Below are 16,430 nucleotides of genomic sequence, written 5' to 3'. Positions count from 1 at the left end.
GACCCTACCCAGGAAGGCCTCGCGCGGGCGCCGCTATCGGCCTGGTCACTCCGATCGACTCGGCCGCCGTACCATAGACCGGGTGAGTTTGCCGGTGATTTCCGAACAGATGCGCACCTACGAGGTGCGTACCTACGGCTGTCAGATGAATGTTCACGACTCCGAACGCATTGCCGGCATGCTCGAGCAGGCCGGTTACCGCCGGGCTCCCGATGACGCCGACGCCGACCTGGTGGTGTTCAACACCTGCGCGGTGCGCGAAAACGCCGACAACAAGCTCTACGGCAACCTGAGCCACTTGGCCCCCAACAAGCGCAGCAACCCCGACATGCAGATCGCCGTCGGGGGCTGTCTGGCGCAAAAAGACAAGGACAGCGTGCTCAGCCGTGCGCCGTGGGTGGATGTCGTCTTCGGCACCCACAACCTGGGGTCGTTGCCGGCACTGCTGGAGCGTGCCCGGCACAACCGGAGCGCCCAGGTCGAGATCGTCGAATCGCTGCGGGAATTCCCGTCGTCGCTGCCCGCCGCGCGGGACTCGGCCTATTCGGCCTGGGTTTCCATCTCCGTCGGCTGTAACAACAGCTGCACCTTCTGCATCGTGCCGTCATTGCGTGGCCGCGAAGTGGACCGCAGCCCTGAGGACATCCTCGCCGAGGTGCGGGCGCTGGCCGCCGAAGGCGTTCTCGAGGTGAGCCTGCTGGGCCAGAACGTCAACGCCTACGGGGTCTCCTTCGCTGACCCGGAACTGCCGCGCGACCGCGGTGCGTTCGCGTCGCTGCTGCGGGCCTGCGGCGACATCGACGGTCTGGAGCGGGTCCGCTTCACCTCACCGCATCCGGCCGAATTCACCGACGACGTCATCGAGGCGATGGCACAGACCCCGAACGTGTGCCCCACACTGCATATGCCGCTGCAGTCCGGCTCGGACAGGGTTCTACGGGCGATGCGCCGCTCCTACCGCGCCGAGCGCTACCTGGGCATCCTCGACCGGGTTCGGGCCGCCATTCCGGACGCAGCCATCACCACCGACCTGATCGTCGGATTTCCCGGTGAGACCGAGCAGGACTTCGACGAGACCCTTGAGGTGGTTGCCGCCGCGCGATTCTCGGCCGCCTTCACCTTCCAGTACTCCAAGCGGCCCGGAACACCGGCCGCCGAACTTCCCGATCAACTGCCCAAAGAAGTTGTCCAGCAACGTTACGACCGGCTGATCGAGCTGCAGGAACAGATCTCCTGGGACGAGAACAAGGCCCAGGTCGGGCGCACCGTCGAACTGCTAGTGGCAGTCGGTGAGGGTCGCAAAGACGCCCAGACGGCGCGGATGAGCGGTCGAGCGCGCGATGGCCGGCTGGTGCACTTCGCCCCGGGGCCCGCGCAGGTGCGCCCCGGTGACGTGGTGACCACGACGGTCACCGGTGCGGCACCGCACCACCTGCTGGCCGACGGGGCGCTGCTGAGCCACCGGCGTACCCGAGCCGGTGACAGCCATGCCGAACCAGCGCCCGGTGTCGGACTGGGCATGCCGAAGATGCCGGGGGTGGCGCGATGAGCGGCAACGGGGAAAACCAGCCCAACTTCGAGGCCTACCGCGCCGACATCGAGGCGGCAGAGCGGCGCGTCGCCGGGGAAATCGACCCCGGTGGCAGGGGGCTGGTCGTCGCGATCTGCGTCTTCGTGTTGCTCGGGTCGTTCCTGTTGCCGCACACCGGTTCCGTCCGCGGCTGGGATGTCCTGTTCCCCGGCGAGGGCACCGACGAGGCCCTGGTGACGCTGCCGTCACAGCTGTTCATGTGGCTGGCCTTGGTATTCGGAGTGGGGTTCTCGCTGTTGGCTTTGGTGACCCGGCGCTGGACGGTGGCGTGGGTGGCCCTGGCGGGCTCGGCGGTGGCCTCCGCGGTCGGACTCCTTGCCGTGTGGTCTCGGCAGACGGCGGTACTGGGCGACCCGGGCCCGGGTATCGGCCTGATCCTGGGGTGGATCACGCTGATCGTGCTGACGTTTCACTGGGCCCGCGTGGTGTGGTCACGCACCGCCCTGCAGCTAGCCGCTGAGGCCGAGCGCCGGCAGAGTACTGCGCAGCTGCAGTCACGAAACTTGTTGGACGATCTCAGCCGTCCCGAGGACCCGCAAGCGGGCGAGTAGCCCCGGTTGCGCTGCGGCCTTCGCGGCTTCCGCGGTAGGCGCGGGCTCGCAGCTCCGCGAGCCATCCGGGACGCAGTTGGACCCCCGGTGCGGTGTGCACGATCGGGTCGAATGAAACGTCGCGGCCCACCCCGTCGTTCGCCTGATGGTCGCGCAGAACCAGGTGGGCCAGCGGGCGAAACTCGCCTGCGCCGCTGGCCTGGTCGAGTTCGAAGCGGATTTGGCCGCCGTGGAGCTGCTCGCCGAGGCTGTTCAGCGCCAATCCGTAGCCACCGACTCGTGTCGTCAGTCGAGCCCGCAGCCACCACAGCTGCTCTCGATAGTGCAGCGGCATGAGCGTGGTCATCCGCAGCCCCGTCCACGACACCACGGGGCGTACGCCCAGTGCCCGGCCGATCACCCCGGAGCCCGCCGAGACCAGCAAGATGTCCCAGCAGCCGTGATCGGCCGGCGGCAAAGGTATCTGTAGCGCCAGCCCGACGGCGTCCGGCAGCCTGCCAGGGGTGCCGGTGGCCTTGGATATGCGGGCAACGACGGTTGCGGAAGGCACCGGCAGCCCCTCGTCTGCCGGTGCGTCTCGTTCGAGAAAACCCGTCGTCAGCACACCGTCGGGGTGAAAGAACCGGCGATGGCGCAGCGCGGCACCCCAGCGAAACACCCACCCGGTCGGGTCGATCATCGTCGCGGTACGTCTCCGCGCCAGGCACCGGTTTCGGCGGGCTGGTTCTCGATGAAGTCCTTGAACCGCTTGAGATCCGCGTGGACCCGGTGGTCGAGGATGTTGAGCTTGTCGGCCACGTTTTCCAGAACACCATCGGGGTCGATGTCCATCTGCGTGGTGACCCGGGTGGTGCCGTCGTCGATCTTGTGGAACGTGACCACACCGCCGTGGCTCGGGCCGGTGTCCGAACGCCACGCGACCCGTTCTTCCGGGTGTTGCTCGGTGATCGTCGCGTCGAATTCACGCGACGCCGGGCCCACCTTGATTCTCCAGTGCAGGTGGGTGGCGTCGCGTTGCTGTACCTGTTCCACGCCCTCCATGAACTTCGGGAATGACTCGAACTGGGTCCATTGGTTGTAGACCGTCCGGATCGGGCGCTTGACGTCGAGTGCCGCGGTGATATTGCTCATGTGCCACCTCCAGTGAGTGGGTTGTTGCCTCACTGGGGGTGGTAGCCCGGTGGTGCCGATGCTCAAACATCGGCAGGTCGTCAGCGCCGGTTGAGCGCCTGTTCGGCCGCCTGCGCCCATTGCCGCCACTGCTCGGCGTTGGCGGTGGCCTCGGCGGCCTCCTTGTCCCGGCCCGCGGCTTGGGCCTTGAGTGCCTGACGTTCGAACTGTTCTGCGCGAGTGCGGAATTGGGCGGCCCGGGCTTCGGCTTCGGGGTCCACCACGGCGGCCTCGGCGGCTGCACCGGCGTCGCGCACCTTCTTCTCCACCGCCCGCAGTCGCCGTTCCAACTCCGCGGAACGCTCTCGGGGCGCCTTGCCCAGGTCATCCCACTTGGTGACGATCGAGCGCAGCGCGGCGCGCGCGGCGTTCTGGTTGGTCGGGTCGATCCGCTCCGCCTCGACCAGCAAGGCCTCCTTGGCGGTGGCATTGGCTTCCAGCTCGGCGTCGCGTTCGGCGTTCGCGGCATTCCGGGCGGAGAAGAACGTGTCCTGGGCGGCCTTGAACCGCTGCCACAGCGCCTCATCGACGTCCTTGGAGGCCCGCCCGGTCGTCTTCCAGGTGGCCAACAGCTGGCGGAACGTGGCACTGGTTGATGCCCAGTCGGTGGACCCCGACAGCTCCTCGGCCCGCTTGCAGAGTCGTTCCTTCTCCTCGCGCGCCCCCACTCGCCCGCGGTCGAGGTCGGCGAAGTGCGAGCCCCGCCGCCGGTTGAAGCCGTCGCGGGCCGCGGCGTAGCGCTTCCACAACGCGTCGTCGACCTTGCGGTCCAGGCCGGTGATCGTGCGCCATTCGTCGAGAATGGCGCGCAGCCGGTCGCCGGTGGCCTTCCACTGTGTCGACGTCGCGGCCAACTCCTCGGCTTCGACGGCCAGCGCCTCCTTGCGTGCGGTCGCGGCCGCCCGATGCTCATCGCGCTGCGCACGGCTGGCTGCGGCGACGCTGTCGGCGTGCTCGGTGACCGCCGCGATCCGCGCCGCCAGCGCGTCCATGTCTCCGAGGATGCTGGCCGTCGGCAACTGCTCGGCCAGTGCCGCCGCGGATGCCTTGATCTTGCGGGCGTCGCCGGTGCCGGACGACAGCCGCTCCTCGAGCAGGGTCACCTCGGTGCTCAGGTCGTCGTAGCGGCGGCCGAAGTGGGCGAACGCGGCCTCGCGGTCACCGGCCTGCCAGGAGCCGATCTGTCGCTCACCGGCCGGCGTGACCAGCCACACCGTGCCGTCGTCGTCGACCCGCCCGAATCGGTGCGGGTCACAGGTGGGCGGCGCGATAACGGCCGGGGCAGGCCGGGCACCTGGCTTGGGTCCCACGTGGGCACCAGGCCTGGGGCCGGGGCGGGGCCCCGGCCGTGGGGTGGGGGCGGACGAACCGCTGTCAGTGGTCATCGCTGTCGTCACCTAACCCTTCGCGGGATAACCCGCGCATCTGCCGCGCACCGCGGCGCCTTCGATCTGCCTAGAAGCATTCAAGAGTATTCAAGCAGTTACCCGCCACACTGTGCCGCCAACTCGGCGGTTCAGCGAGGTTCGACGTAGGAGAGGCGATGCTGGGACCGCCGCATGGGCCGGGCGGTTCAGCGAGGTTCGACGTGGGAGAGGCGATGCTGGGACCGCCGCATGGGCCGGGCGGTTCAGCGAGGTTCGACGTGGGAGAGGCGATGCTGGGACCGCCGTATGGGCCGGGCGGTTCAGCGAGGTTCGACGTGGGAGAGGCGATGCTGGGACCGCCGTATGGGCCGGGCGGTAGCCTGTCCGATCGCCACCGGACTTACCCGCGGCACCCGCCAACCTGTAGGAGGCCGGCATTGGCGAAAGAGACCATCGCCGTGCTGTTTGCGCTCGGTGCGGCGCTGTTCGGCGCGATCAGCGACGTGATTCAGCAGCGCAGTGCCCACCGGTTCGGTGACCAGGGGATCGGGGCCGCCGCACTGTTCGCCCGGCTGTTGACCGATCGGCAGTGGTGGGTGGGCACGGCGTCGGGCCTGGTGGCTTTGAGCCTGCAAGCCGTGGCGTTGGGCCTCGGGTCGGTGCTGTTGGTGGAGTCGTTGCTGGTCACGTCATTGCTGTTCGCGTTGCCACTGGGTGCCCGCCAATCCGGTCATCGCCTGCGCCGTTCGGTGTGGCTGTGGTCGGCCCTGCTGGTCGCCGCCGAGACCATCATCATTGCCGTCGGCCATCCCACCGCCGGGCAGGCGAGGGCCTCGCTGGAGGCCTGGGTCTGGGTGATCGCGGTGCTGGCGCCGACGGTGTTGCTGTGTCTGATCGGGGCGCGAGCCTACGCGGGGTGGCCGGCGGCGGCCGTACTGCTGGCTGCGGTGTCGGCCATGTCGTGGGGCATTTTCGCGGTGTTGACCAAGGGGGTGGTCGATCTGATCGGCCACGGTCCGCGCGCAATGTTCACCGCACCGGAGCTGTATGCGTGGGCAGCGGTCGCGTTGACCGGCGCCGTGTATCAGCAGTCGTCGTTTAGGGCCGGCGCCCTGACGGCCTCGCTGCCCACGATCACGGTGCTCGAACCCATAGTGGCCGCGACGCTGGGCATAGTCCTGCTCGGCGAGGTGCTCAACCCCGGCCGCGATGCGGCGTTCACCTTGGTACTGGCGGTGGCGGCGCTGATTGCCGCGGTCGCGGCGCTCTCGCGGGATCAGGCGGCCACGGCAGGCGAGCCGGCCGTCGCGGTGGCCTAGCGGGTCGCCGCCATCCGGCCTAGCGGCGCCGGCGGCCTCGCTCCCGGGCCGGAAGGTGAACAGCGGGTATCGTTGCCCGTTTGAGGAGGGGGCCATGTCGACAGGGAATTTCCTAGCGGCGTTGCTCGCGCTGTGCGCCGCACTGGCGTCCGCGATCGGCGACGTGATCCGGCAGAGGTCGGCCCAGGAGATCACGGACCAGCAGGTAGGCCACCTGGAGCTGTTCTGGCTGTCGCTGCGCGATCCACGGTGGTGGGGCGGCGGCGCAGCGGCGGTTGCCAACTACGCCCTGCAGGCGGTGGCGCTGGCGGTCGGCTCGGTGATGCTGGTGACCGGCCTGCAGGTGACCGCGCTGCTGTTCGCGCTGCCGATGTATGCCTGGCTGACCCATCGCCGGGTGACCAACTGGGAGTGGATGTGGGCCATCCTGCTGGCCGCTGCGCTGGCAGTGGTGGTGATCGTGGGGGATCCGACCGAAGGTAAACAACACGCGCCGGCGGCCACTTGGATCGTCGTGTCGGTGGTGCTGGCGGCGGTGCTGGTGGGCTGTGTGCTGGCCGCCCGGGTCTACAAGGGCCGGCCCGCGGCGGCGGTGCTGCTGGCGGTGGTGGCCGGTACCTCGCTGGCGGTGTTCGCCTTGCTGACGAAGGTTCTGGTCGAGGTGCTCAAAGCCGACGGGATCGGTGCCGTGCTGCGTGCACCCGCCCTGGTGCCCTGGCTGGTGGCGACGCTGGCCGGGATGATCTTCCAGCAGTCGGCGTTTCGCGCCGGTGCGCTGACCGCGTCCATGCCGACGATGACCGTCGCCAAACCGCTGGTGGCCAGTGCGCTGGGCGTACTGCTGCTCAACGAGACCATCCAGGCCGGCGGGACAGAGGACGTCGCGGTGATCATCGGGGTGGTGCTGATCGTGATCGCCACCGCGGCACTGGCCCGCGGCGAGGCCGCTACCATCGTCGCCGATGCCGGCGCCGACCTGGCCGAGCCGGTGGCGGCGCCGACCACCAGCTAACTTGGGTGCCGTGCTGGGACCGATTGCGATCATGCCGTCGGCGCCGGTGCTGGTGCCCGAGTTGGCCGGCACCGCCGCCGAAGCCGCCGAAGTGCGGGCCGCCGCGCTGACCGCTGCCCGGGCGCTGCCGGTGCGCTGGGTGGTCCTCGGGGCCGGGCCGGATGCGGTGTACGGGGCCGAGAGCACCGGCACTTTCGCCGGGTTCGGCGTCGATGTCGCGGTGCGGCTGTCACCGGACGCCCGGCAACCCGTCGATCTGCCGTTGTCCGCGTTGGTCGCCGGCTGGGTGCGCGGTCAGGTCGCACCGGATGCCGAGGTGGTGGTGCACTGCTGCGTCGACCCGGATTCGGCGCTGGTCACCGGCAGGCGGGTGCGCACCGAGATCGACGAAGGCGGCGAGATCACCGGGGTGTTGCTGGTTGCCGACGGTGCCAACACCTTGAGCCCGACAGCCCCGGGCGGATACCAGCCGGCCGACGTCGAGTGCCAGCGCACCCTCGACGATGCGCTGGCCGGCGGCGAGGTCGCCGCACTGACCGGGTTGCCCCCGCAGGTCGTCGGCCGGGCGGGGTTTGCCGCCCTGGCCGGGCTGCTCGGGACCGCACCGCGCGGCGTCACACAGCTCTACCGCGACGCCCCGTATGGAGTCGGTTACTTCGTGGGGGTCTGGCAGCCGTGAGGCCGATCGCGGTCGTGGGACCCACCGGGACGGGCAAATCACAACTGGCGCTGGGCCTGGCCGCGCGGTTGGGCGGCGAGATCGTGAACGCCGATGCCATGCAGCTCTACCGCGGCATGGATATCGGTACCGCCAAACTGCCGCTGGGGGAGCGTGGCGGCATTCCGCATCACCAACTCGACGTGCTCGATGTCGTACAGACCGCAACGGTGGCGCGCTATCAGCAGGCCGCGGCGGCGGACGTCGAGGCGATCATGGGCCGCGGCGCAGTCCCGATCATCGTGGGCGGGTCGATGCTCTACCTGCAGGCCCTGCTCGACGACTGGACGTTCCCGGCCACCGATCCAGTGGTGCGGGCCCGCTACGAACAGCGGTTGGCCGAGGTCGGGGTTGCCGCCATGCACGCCGAACTGGCCGGCGCCGACCCGGCTGCCGCCGCGGCGATCCTGCCCACCGACGGCAGGCGGATTGTGCGGGCCCTGGAAGTGGTGGAACTGACCGGGCAACCGTTCGCCGCGTCTGCGCCCGCTATCGGAGCGCCGCGCTGGGATACCGTGATCCTCGGATTGGACTGCGACACAGCGATTCTCGATGAGCGACTGGCCGCCCGCACCGACACGATGTTTGCCCAGGGGCTGGTCGCCGAAGTTCAGGGACTGCTGCAGTCGGGGTTGCGGGACGGGGTCACCGCCGCCAGAGCGCTGGGCTACGCCCAGGTGATCGCCGCGCTTGATGCGGGCGGCGACGAGCGGGATCTTGCGGCTGCCCGGGACCAGACCTTCATCGGAACCCGCCGCTACGTGCGCCGGCAGCGATCCTGGTTCCGCCGCGATCATCGCACCCAATGGCTCGATGCCGCCGGCGGCGGCCTGCTCGACGCGGCACTGTCTGCGGTGCGGCACGTATCCTGAGCACATGCTTTTCGCCAAGGGCCACGGCACCCAGAACGACTTCGTGTTGCTGCCGGACCTGGACGCGGCACTGGAGCTGACCCCGGCCGCGGTGGCCGCGCTGTGCGACCGCCGTCGCGGCCTGGGCGCCGACGGTCTGTTGCGGGTGACCACCGCCGGTGCGGCGGCGAGCGCCGGGGTGCTCGAGCAGCTGCCCGAGGGAGTCGCCTCCGGCGACTGGTTCATGGACTACCGCAACGCCGACGGCTCGGTGGCCGAGATGTGCGGCAACGGAGTCCGGGTGTTCGCGCACTATCTGCGCGCCGCCGGCCTGGAATCGGCCGACGAGTTCGTCGTCGGCTCACTGGCCGGGCCGCGCCCGGTGATCGTGCACCACGCCGACGACGTGCACGCCGAGGTCACCGTCGACATGGGCAAGCCGAACCTGCTCGGGAGCTCCGGACCGGCATTCGAGGCTCTGGTCGGGGGGCGGCGCTTCGCGGGCCTGGGCGTCGACGTCGGCAACCCGCACCTGGCCTGTGTGGATCCGGGATTGTCCGAGGCCGATCTGGCCGCCCTTGATGTCGGTGCGCCGGTGACGTTCGACACCGCCCAGTTCCCGAACGGGGTGAACGTGGAGATTCTGACCGCTCCGCGTGCCGGCGCGGTGGCGATGCGGGTGCATGAGCGCGGTGTGGGCGAGACCCGCTCGTGCGGCACCGGCACGGTGGCCGCCGTCGTGGCGGCCCTGGCGCACACCGGAGCCTCGACCGGAACGCTGCGGGTCGACATCCCCGGCGGACAGGTCAGCGTCACCGTCACCGAGGCCGGCAGCTACTTGCGCGGCCCGTCGGAACTGGTGGCCCGTGGCGAGATCGCGCCCCGGTGGTGGGCGGCCCAGTGAGCTATCCCGACTCGAGGCCGCAGCCCAGCACCGGTGAGCTGAACCTCGACGATCGCGCAGCACTGCGCCGCGTTGCCGGGCTCTCCACCGAACTTGCCGATATCTCCGAGGTTGAATACCGCCAACTGCGCCTGGAACGGGTGGTGCTGGTCGGGGTGTGGACCGAGGGCACCGCCGCCGAGGCCGACGCCAGCATGGTGGAACTGGCGGCGCTGGCCGAAACCGCCGGCTCGGAAGTGCTCGAGGGTCTGATCCAGCGGCGTGACCGGCCCGACCCGTCCACCTACATCGGTTCGGGCAAGGCCCAAGAGTTGCGGGAGATGGTGCTGGCCACCGGCGCCGACACCGTCATCTGCGATGGCGAGTTGTCCCCGGCGCAGTTGAACGCGCTGGAAAAAGCGGTCAAGGTCAAGGTGATTGACCGCACCGCACTGATCCTCGACATCTTCGCCCAGCACGCCACCAGCGCCGAAGGCAAGGCGCAGGTGGCGCTCGCGCAGATGCAGTACATGCTGCCGCGGCTGCGCGGCTGGGGTGAGTCGATGTCACGGCAGGCCGGCGGGCGGGCCGGCGGCGCCGGCGGCGGGGTGGGAACCCGTGGTCCCGGTGAGACCAAGATCGAGACCGACCGGCGGCGGATCCGGGAGCGGATGTCCAAGCTGCGCCGCGAGATCAAGGCGATGAAGCAGGTGCGCGATACCCAGCGCAGTCGCCGTCGGCACAGTGACGTCCCTTCGGTGGCCATCGTCGGTTACACCAACGCCGGAAAGTCCAGCCTGCTCAATGCACTGACCGGTGCCGGAGTGCTGGTTCAGGATGCGCTGTTCGCCACCCTGGAACCGACTACGCGCCGTGGGCAATTCGACGATGACCGCCCCTTTGTGTTGACCGACACAGTCGGGTTCGTGCGGCACCTGCCCACCCAGTTGGTGGAGGCGTTCCGTTCCACGCTGGAGGAAGTCGCCGACGCCGACCTGCTGGTGCATGTGGTCGATGGCTCTGACCCGGCGCCCCTGGCGCAGATCACCGCGGTCCGTGAGGTGATCTCCGACGTTATCGCCGAGCATGATTCCGGACCGACTGGTCAGCGTGCTCCGGAACTGTTGGTGGTCAACAAGATTGACGCTGCCGGGGATCTGGCTTTGGCCCAGCTGCGACGTGCCTTGCCCGATGCGGTGTTCGTCTCAGCGCACACCGGAGAGGGGATTGACGCGCTACGCCAACGGATGGCGCAGCTGGTGGCCCCGGTCGACACCGCAGTCGATGTCGTCATCCCTTACGGTCGTGGTGATTTGGTGGCCAGGGTGCATGACGAAGGCCGAGTGCAGCTGGCCGAGCACGGCGAGGGCGGCACCCGAATCCGTGCGCGGGTTCCCGCGGCATTGGCAGCCAATCTGCGGGAATTCGCCGCATTTTAGGCATTGCCGCACTGGTGCTATAGGCTGGTGCTCACGCGTCGTGGAACGCTTACTCACCGCCGTCCGGCCCCTGATGCCGATTCAGCTGGCGTGTGAAGCTCTTCTCGCGGCGATCGCTATTGCCAACAGGCAATCTCGCCAACTCTGTGTTGCAGACAGATCGGTCCGCCTTGACGGCCGCTGTGGCACAGCCGATGCCGGAAAGGCATGTCATGACCACCAATTCATTCGCCGAACTCGGCGTGCCCGCTGAACTTGTCAGTGTGCTCGCCGATCGCGGTATTGCTGCTCCCTTCCCCATTCAGGTGGCGACCCTGCCGGACAGTCTGGCCGGCCGTGATGTGCTGGGCCGCGGCAAGACCGGCAGTGGCAAGACGCTGGCGTTCTCGCTGCCGCTGGTAGCTCGGCTGGCTGGCGAGAAGCGCCGCCCCGCCCGGCCGACTGGCCTGGTGCTGGCGCCAACCCGGGAGCTGGCCACCCAGATCGCCGCGACGCTGGAACCGTTGGCGGTCGCCAGTGGGCTGAAGGTCACCACCATCTTCGGCGGCGTCTCGCAGAACCGTCAGGTGGCCGCGCTCAACGCAGGCGCCGACATCGTGGTGGCCTGCCCGGGCCGGCTCGAGGATCTGATGAAGCAGCGGCTGATCACGCTGGACGCGGTACGCGTCAGCGTGCTGGACGAAGCCGACCACATGGCCGATCTCGGCTTCCTTCCCGGAGTCACCCGCATTCTGACCGCGACCGCCGAAACCGGTCAGCGACTGCTGTTTTCGGCGACGCTGGACAACGGGGTCGACAAGCTGGTTCGGCGTTTCCTGCGGAACCCGGTGTCGCACTCCGTCGATGAGCTCGACGCGCCTCCTCCGGCGATGACCCATCACGTGTTCCACGTGTCCGGCCTGCAGGACAAGAAGGACCTGGTGCAGCTGCTGGCGTCGGGCACCGGGCGTCGAATCTTGTTCTTGCGGACCAAGCATCAGGCCCGGAAACTGGCTCGCCAGCTCACCGAGTCCGGTGTGCCGTCGGTTGACCTGCACGGCAACCTGTCGCAACCGGCTCGCGAGCGCAATCTCGCGGCGTTCGCCGATGGGGACGTTCGGGTTCTTGTGGCCACCGACATCGCCGCCCGCGGCGTGCACGTCGACGAGGTCGAATTGGTGGTCCACGTGGACCCGCCCGCCGAGCACAAGGCGTACCTGCACCGTTCCGGGCGTACGGCGCGGGCCGGCAGCGCCGGAGACGTCGTCACCGTCGTCCTGCCCGAGCAACGCAGAGAGACCCAGGTGCTGCTGCGTCGCGCGGGAATCAGCGTTGCTCCGCAACAGGTGGCAGCCGATTCCGCTTCGGTGCTCGAGTTGGTGGGGGAGGTGGCGCCGTTGCGGGCGCCCGCCCCGGTGGCCCCGAAGGCCGCCCCGCCGGCACGCGCCAAGTCGTCGCCGGGCCAGACTTCACCGGGCCAGTCCGGCCGCCCGCGGCGCCGTCGTGGCGGCAGCGGCGGCGCCGCACAGCCGGCTGCGCAGGCCGACGGCCGGCGCCGGCAGCGGGGTGGTGCCGCATCGCGTCGACAGGGTGGGGTAGCGCGCTAGCGTCGAGACCCACCACCGCGTCGCCCAACCATCCGGTTGGTCTATTCTCGTCGGAAAGATCAGTCGACCGGAGGTCAGGCAATGAGTGCCGCAATCAAGTACCAGCGAACCCTGTTCGAGGCCGAACACGAGCTGTTCCGGGAGTCGTTCCGCGCCTTCCTGGACCGCCACGCCGCGCCTTACCAGGAGGAGTGGGAGAAGGCCAAGATCGTCGACCGCTCCGTGTGGCTCGAGGCCGGCAAACAGGGTTTCTTGGGCATGGCAGTGCCCGAGGAGTACGGCGGCGGCGGCAACCCGGACTTCCGTTACAACACCATCATCACCGAGGAAGTCACTGCGGGCCGCTTCAGCGGGTTGGGTTTCAGCCTGCACAACGACGTCTGCGCGCCGTATCTGCTGGAACTGTGCAACGAGGAGCAGAAACAGCGCTGGCTGCCGAAGTTCTGCACCGGTGAGCTGATCACCGCGATCGCCATGACCGAGCCGGGCACCGGCAGTGACCTGCAGGGCATCAAGACCCGCGCGGTCCGCCAGGGTGACCACTACGTGCTCAACGGCTCCAAGACGTTCATCACCAACGGCATCCACTCCGACTTGGTGATCGTCGTCGCCCAGACCGACCCCGAGAAGGGTGCGCAGGGCTTCTCGCTGCTGGTCGTGGAGCGCGGGATGGAGGGCTTCGAGCGAGGCCGGCACCTGGACAAGATCGGTTTGGACGCCCAGGACACCGCCGAGCTCTCGTTCACCGACGTGCACGTACCGGTGGAGAACCTGCTCGGCGAGGAGGGCAAGGGCTTCATCTACCTGATGCAGAACCTGCCGCAGGAGCGGATCTCGATCGCGATCATGGCCGCCGGGGCGATGGAGGCGGTGCTGGAGCAGACGATCCAGTACACCAAGGAGCGCAAGGCGTTCGGCAAGCCGATCGGCAGTTTCCAGAACAGCCGGTTCCTGCTGGCCGAGCTGGCCACCGAGGCCACCGTGGTGCGGATGATGGTCGACGAGTTCGTGAAGCTGCACCTGGACAAGAAGCTGACCGTCGAGCAGGCCGCGATGGCCAAGTGGTACTCCACCGAGAAGCAGGTGCACCTGATCGACCGCTGCCTGCAGCTGCACGGTGGATACGGCTACATGCGCGAATACCCGGTCGCGCGGGCTTATCTGGATGCCCGCGTTCAGACCATTTACGGCGGCACGACCGAGATCATGAAAGAGATCATCGGCCGCAGCCTCGGCGTCTAGCCGAGGCTAGCGGGAACGATTTGGCGCCCCCATCGGGCGCTGCAAGGGGCGCTACCTGCATGTTTGGTAGCGCCCCTCGTTCCGTTCGGGGCAGCGGCTTTTGCATCATTTCAGCATCGGCTGGGTATCTGTTTCCGCAATATCGATGACTTGGCTTCGAAACTCGGGCCGATTGCGGGAAAGTCTATGCCGGAAACATTTGCGTCGATAACGTCGATAAAGATGCCTGGGAGGGCTGGTGACTAGTCGGAAAGATCGGTTCGGCACGACGGCGGTGCGCATGGCGCTCGGCCTGGCGGCGACGGTCACCGTGCTCTTGTCGGTGCAGACCGCTGCGGCGACGCCAGACAGCGATGCCCACGACGCCATAACGGCGGCATGGCAGGCGGCTGGCGGCGACGGGTCGCCGCTGGGTGCCCCCAAGGGCGACGTGCACCCAGCCGGTGTCGGATTCGCCCAGGACTTCGCCGGTGGCACCGTCTTCTTCACCCCGGAGACCGGCGCCAAGGCGCTCTACGGCGCGATCCTGGATAAGTACGAGGCACTGGGCGGTGCGGCCGACAACGGCCTCGGCTTCCCCAGCAGCGATGAGGTGCCCGGGCTGGTCCCCGACAGCCGGGTCGCCATCCTGTCCGGCGCCGACAACCCGGTGATCTTCTGGACGCCCGAGCACGGCGCTCACGTGGTGCGTGGACCGATCAACGCCGGCTGGGACAAGCTGGGCAGCTCCACCGGAGCGCTCGGGGTCCCGGTCGAGGACGAGAGCTACGACGGCGCTGTCGTCACCCAGAAGTTCAGCGCCGGGACGCTGTCCTTTGACAGTGCGACCAGGACGTTCACCACGGTCCCGCCGGAGCTGGCGGCGCAGCTGGCCGATGTGCAGGCCCAGGTCGACGCGACCGCGGCCATCGATCAGGTCTGGCGTAGCGCCGGCGGCCCCGCCGGCGCTCTGGGAGCCAAACAGGGCGATCAGTACATCGTCGGCGACAACGGCGGTGTGGGGCAGGATTTCGCCCACGGCAAGGTCTATTTCAGTCCGGTCACCGGAGCCAACGCGGTCGAAGGCGACGTGCTGGCCAAGTACGAGTCGCTGGGCGGCCCCGCCGGCAGCGACCTCGGCTTCCCGATCACCGGCACGGCCGACGGAGCGATCGCGGGCAGCAAGTTCAATTCGTTTGCCGCCGACGACGAGCCGGTGATCTTCTTCAGCCCCGATAACGGCGCCTTCGTGGTGCGCGGTGCGATGAAGTCGGCCTGGGACAAGCTTGACGGAGCGTCCGGAAAGCTGGGCGCCCCGGTGGGCGACCAGACCGTCGAAGGTGACGTGGTGTCCCAGAAGTTCACCGGCGGATCGATCGCTTGGAATCAGGCGAACAACACGTACAGCAGCGAACCGGCAGAGCTGGCGCAAGCGCTGTCGGGCTTGCAGATTCCCGGGACGAACCTGCCCGACGGCAGCAAGTCGACATCGACTGGCGCAGCCAAGGAGACGCACTGGAACTGGATGTGGGTGCTGATCCCGGTTGTGGTGCTGGCAGTGCTGGGCGCCCTCGCCGGGGCTGCCATGTGGTGGCAGCGGCGTCGGCCGGCCGCTGTTCTGCCAGGATCGCCGGTTGCAGTGCCAGCCCCGGTCGCCGATGACTACGACGACGATGACGAGCAGTGGGCCCACCAAGAACGGCACGAAGACCACCGCGAAGACCACCGCGAGCACGAGGGCACCGTCCGGCTGCCGAGTCGCTACGGCGCCTCCGCATCGCCGTACGCGTCTGAGCCTGAACTTCCCGTCTCGTCGATCCCGGACGCGCCGTGGCTGCACTACGGCGAGCACGAGAGCGAGGCGGAGGTCGACGACGATGACGACACCGACACCGCCCCCACCCGGGTGGTGACCGAAGAAGAGTTCGGCACCGGTCGGCATGCCGTGGGGCACGGCGGTTCCGGGGCGGACCCACGCGGGTTCGGCGCTGTCGCAGAATCCCGCAGGTTCGGCGGTGGCACGGACACCCGCACCTTCGGCGGTGGCGGCGAACCGCGCAACTTCGGCATCGACGAATCGGTGCACCCGGTGATGCATCTGCCGCTGGACGACCCATATCAGCAGCCGAACGGCTACCCGATCAAGGCGAATATCGGTTCGGGGCTCTACTACACCCCGCAGAACGCTCTGTATGACGACACCCTCGCCGAGATCTGGTTCGCCACTGAGGATGCGGCGCGGCTCAACGGCTTCACCAGGGCTGGCTGATCACCGCAGCGGCAGCGGCAGGTCGCGTTCGCGCTGCGGGCGGGGGCCGAAGAGTCGCCGCTGCGCCGCGGTAATCGGGATGTCGTTGATGCTGGACTCGCGGCGACTCATCCGGCCGTCGGCGACGAACTCCCAGAGCTCGTTGCCGTAGCTGCGCCACCACTGGCCGTCCACGTCGCAGCATTCGTACTGATAGCGCACCGCGATTCGGTTGTCCTGGTAGCACCACAGCTCCTTGCGCAGCGCGTAGTCGCGTTCGGCGGCCCACTTGCGCCGCAGAAATGCTTCGATCTCCGCGCGCCCGGTGAGGAATTCGTCCCGGTTGCGCCACACCGAATCCTCGGTGTAGGCCAGCGCCACACGTGCTGGATCCCGTGTGTTCCAGGCGTCCTCGGCGGCCTGCACCTTGTGTCGCGCCGACTCCGCATCGAACGGTGGGCATGGCGCGAACAT

At 68.6% G+C, this 16,430-nt stretch carries 15 protein-coding genes; 11 read left to right on the top strand and 4 right to left on the bottom strand.

The window, feature by feature from the left end:
- Positions 1-109 precede the first annotated feature (109 nt).
- Together miaB and RCP37_RS12850 are read left to right on the top strand one after the other, a co-directional pair.
- Positions 110-1,549: a tRNA (N6-isopentenyl adenosine(37)-C2)-methylthiotransferase MiaB gene (gene miaB / locus RCP37_RS12855; RefSeq protein ID WP_308487071.1), complete on the top strand. Its 1,440-nt coding sequence runs from the start codon at positions 110-112 to the stop codon at positions 1,547-1,549.
- Positions 1,546-2,142 carry an Rv2732c family membrane protein gene (locus RCP37_RS12850; protein WP_308483478.1) on the top strand — a complete coding sequence of 199 codons (597 nt, stop codon included), beginning with the start codon at positions 1,546-1,548 and terminating at the stop codon, positions 2,140-2,142. The genes miaB and RCP37_RS12850 overlap by 4 nt, the downstream gene beginning before the upstream one ends.
- Here the strand turns inward: RCP37_RS12850 and RCP37_RS12845 are convergent.
- From RCP37_RS12845 to RCP37_RS12835, 3 genes are all read right to left on the bottom strand, one after another.
- The gene (locus tag RCP37_RS12845; RefSeq protein WP_308483477.1) at positions 2,108-2,821 is read right to left on the bottom strand and encodes a phosphodiesterase; all 714 of its coding nucleotides are present in this window, start codon (positions 2,819-2,821) and stop codon (positions 2,108-2,110) included. The two genes, RCP37_RS12850 and RCP37_RS12845, sit on opposite strands and share 35 nt — an antisense overlap.
- Positions 2,818-3,273 (bottom strand): SRPBCC family protein, encoded by a 456-nt coding sequence (locus tag RCP37_RS12840; RefSeq protein WP_308483476.1) that lies wholly within the window; start codon positions 3,271-3,273, stop codon positions 2,818-2,820. Before RCP37_RS12840 ends, RCP37_RS12845 begins: the two co-directional genes overlap by 4 nt.
- A gap of 80 nt (positions 3,274-3,353) precedes the next feature.
- Entirely contained in the window at positions 3,354-4,697 is a 1,344-nt protein-coding gene (locus RCP37_RS12835; protein WP_308483475.1) for a DUF349 domain-containing protein, read from the bottom strand.
- A 419-nt stretch (positions 4,698-5,116) separates the two neighbouring features.
- Between RCP37_RS12835 and RCP37_RS12830 the strand changes: the two genes are divergently transcribed.
- The 9 genes from RCP37_RS12830 to RCP37_RS12790 all read left to right on the top strand — a co-directional run bounded on the left by RCP37_RS12830 (position 5,117) and on the right by RCP37_RS12790 (position 15,977).
- Entirely contained in the window at positions 5,117-5,998 is an 882-nt protein-coding gene (locus RCP37_RS12830; RefSeq protein ID WP_308483474.1) for a DMT family transporter, read from the top strand.
- 94 nt (positions 5,999-6,092) lie between these two features.
- A complete protein-coding gene (locus RCP37_RS12825; RefSeq protein WP_308483473.1) occupies positions 6,093-7,010 on the top strand; it encodes a DMT family transporter in 918 nt (305 codons plus the stop codon).
- Positions 7,011-7,020: 10 nt separating this feature from the next.
- On the top strand, positions 7,021-7,689 hold the full coding sequence (locus tag RCP37_RS12820) for a class III extradiol ring-cleavage dioxygenase family protein (protein ID WP_308483472.1): 669 nt from the start codon (positions 7,021-7,023) through the stop codon (positions 7,687-7,689).
- Entirely contained in the window at positions 7,686-8,600 is a 915-nt protein-coding gene (gene miaA / locus RCP37_RS12815; RefSeq protein WP_308483471.1) for a tRNA (adenosine(37)-N6)-dimethylallyltransferase MiaA, read from the top strand. Before RCP37_RS12820 ends, miaA begins: the two co-directional genes overlap by 4 nt.
- Positions 8,601-8,604: 4 nt before the next feature.
- The gene (gene dapF, locus RCP37_RS12810) at positions 8,605-9,483 is read left to right on the top strand and encodes a diaminopimelate epimerase (RefSeq protein WP_308483470.1); all 879 of its coding nucleotides are present in this window, start codon (positions 8,605-8,607) and stop codon (positions 9,481-9,483) included.
- The gene (gene hflX, locus RCP37_RS12805; RefSeq protein WP_308483469.1) at positions 9,480-10,901 is read left to right on the top strand and encodes a GTPase HflX; all 1,422 of its coding nucleotides are present in this window, start codon (positions 9,480-9,482) and stop codon (positions 10,899-10,901) included. The genes dapF and hflX overlap by 4 nt, the downstream gene beginning before the upstream one ends.
- 212 nt (positions 10,902-11,113) lie before the next feature.
- Positions 11,114-12,487, top strand: a complete 1,374-nt coding sequence (locus RCP37_RS12800) for a DEAD/DEAH box helicase (RefSeq protein ID WP_308483468.1) — start codon at positions 11,114-11,116, stop codon at positions 12,485-12,487.
- Positions 12,488-12,568: 81 nt separating this feature from the next.
- The gene (locus tag RCP37_RS12795; protein WP_308483467.1) at positions 12,569-13,729 is read left to right on the top strand and encodes an acyl-CoA dehydrogenase family protein; all 1,161 of its coding nucleotides are present in this window, start codon (positions 12,569-12,571) and stop codon (positions 13,727-13,729) included.
- Between the two features lie 238 nt (positions 13,730-13,967).
- Complete coding sequence (locus RCP37_RS12790) at positions 13,968-15,977, top strand: LGFP repeat-containing protein (protein ID WP_308483466.1); 2,010 nt, start codon at positions 13,968-13,970, stop codon at positions 15,975-15,977.
- Here the strand turns inward: RCP37_RS12790 and RCP37_RS12785 are convergent, their stop codons facing one another.
- The gene (locus RCP37_RS12785) at positions 15,978-16,430 is read right to left on the bottom strand and encodes a nuclear transport factor 2 family protein (RefSeq protein ID WP_373693013.1); all 453 of its coding nucleotides are present in this window, start codon (positions 16,428-16,430) and stop codon (positions 15,978-15,980) included.

Source organism: Mycolicibacter sp. MU0102 (genome assembly GCF_963378105.1).
Lineage (GTDB): Bacteria > Actinomycetota > Actinomycetes > Mycobacteriales > Mycobacteriaceae > Mycobacterium > Mycobacterium holstebronense.
Note: the sequence above shows the minus strand (reverse complement) of the source record. Positions and strands in the feature narration are given on the sequence as shown.

Bases quoted from the DNA above. Each gene is read 5' to 3' on its own strand.
- RCP37_RS12785 (WP_373693013.1), bottom strand. From the start codon at position 16,430: ATGTTCGCGCCATGCCCACCGTTCGATGCGGAGTCGGCGCGACACAAG.
- RCP37_RS12840 (WP_308483476.1), bottom strand. From the start codon at position 3,273: ATGAGCAATATCACCGCGGCACTCGACGTCAAGCGCCCGATCCGGACG.
- RCP37_RS12850 (WP_308483478.1), top strand. From the start codon at position 1,546: ATGAGCGGCAACGGGGAAAACCAGCCCAACTTCGAGGCCTACCGCGCC.
- RCP37_RS12795 (WP_308483467.1), top strand. From the start codon at position 12,569: ATGAGTGCCGCAATCAAGTACCAGCGAACCCTGTTCGAGGCCGAACAC.
- RCP37_RS12845 (WP_308483477.1), bottom strand. From the start codon at position 2,821: ATGATCGACCCGACCGGGTGGGTGTTTCGCTGGGGTGCCGCGCTGCGC.
- RCP37_RS12835 (WP_308483475.1), bottom strand. From the start codon at position 4,697: ATGACCACTGACAGCGGTTCGTCCGCCCCCACCCCACGGCCGGGGCCC.
- miaB (WP_308487071.1), top strand. From the start codon at position 110: ATGCGCACCTACGAGGTGCGTACCTACGGCTGTCAGATGAATGTTCAC.
- RCP37_RS12800 (WP_308483468.1), top strand. From the start codon at position 11,114: ATGACCACCAATTCATTCGCCGAACTCGGCGTGCCCGCTGAACTTGTC.
- dapF (WP_308483470.1), top strand. From the start codon at position 8,605: ATGCTTTTCGCCAAGGGCCACGGCACCCAGAACGACTTCGTGTTGCTG.
- RCP37_RS12825 (WP_308483473.1), top strand. From the start codon at position 6,093: ATGTCGACAGGGAATTTCCTAGCGGCGTTGCTCGCGCTGTGCGCCGCA.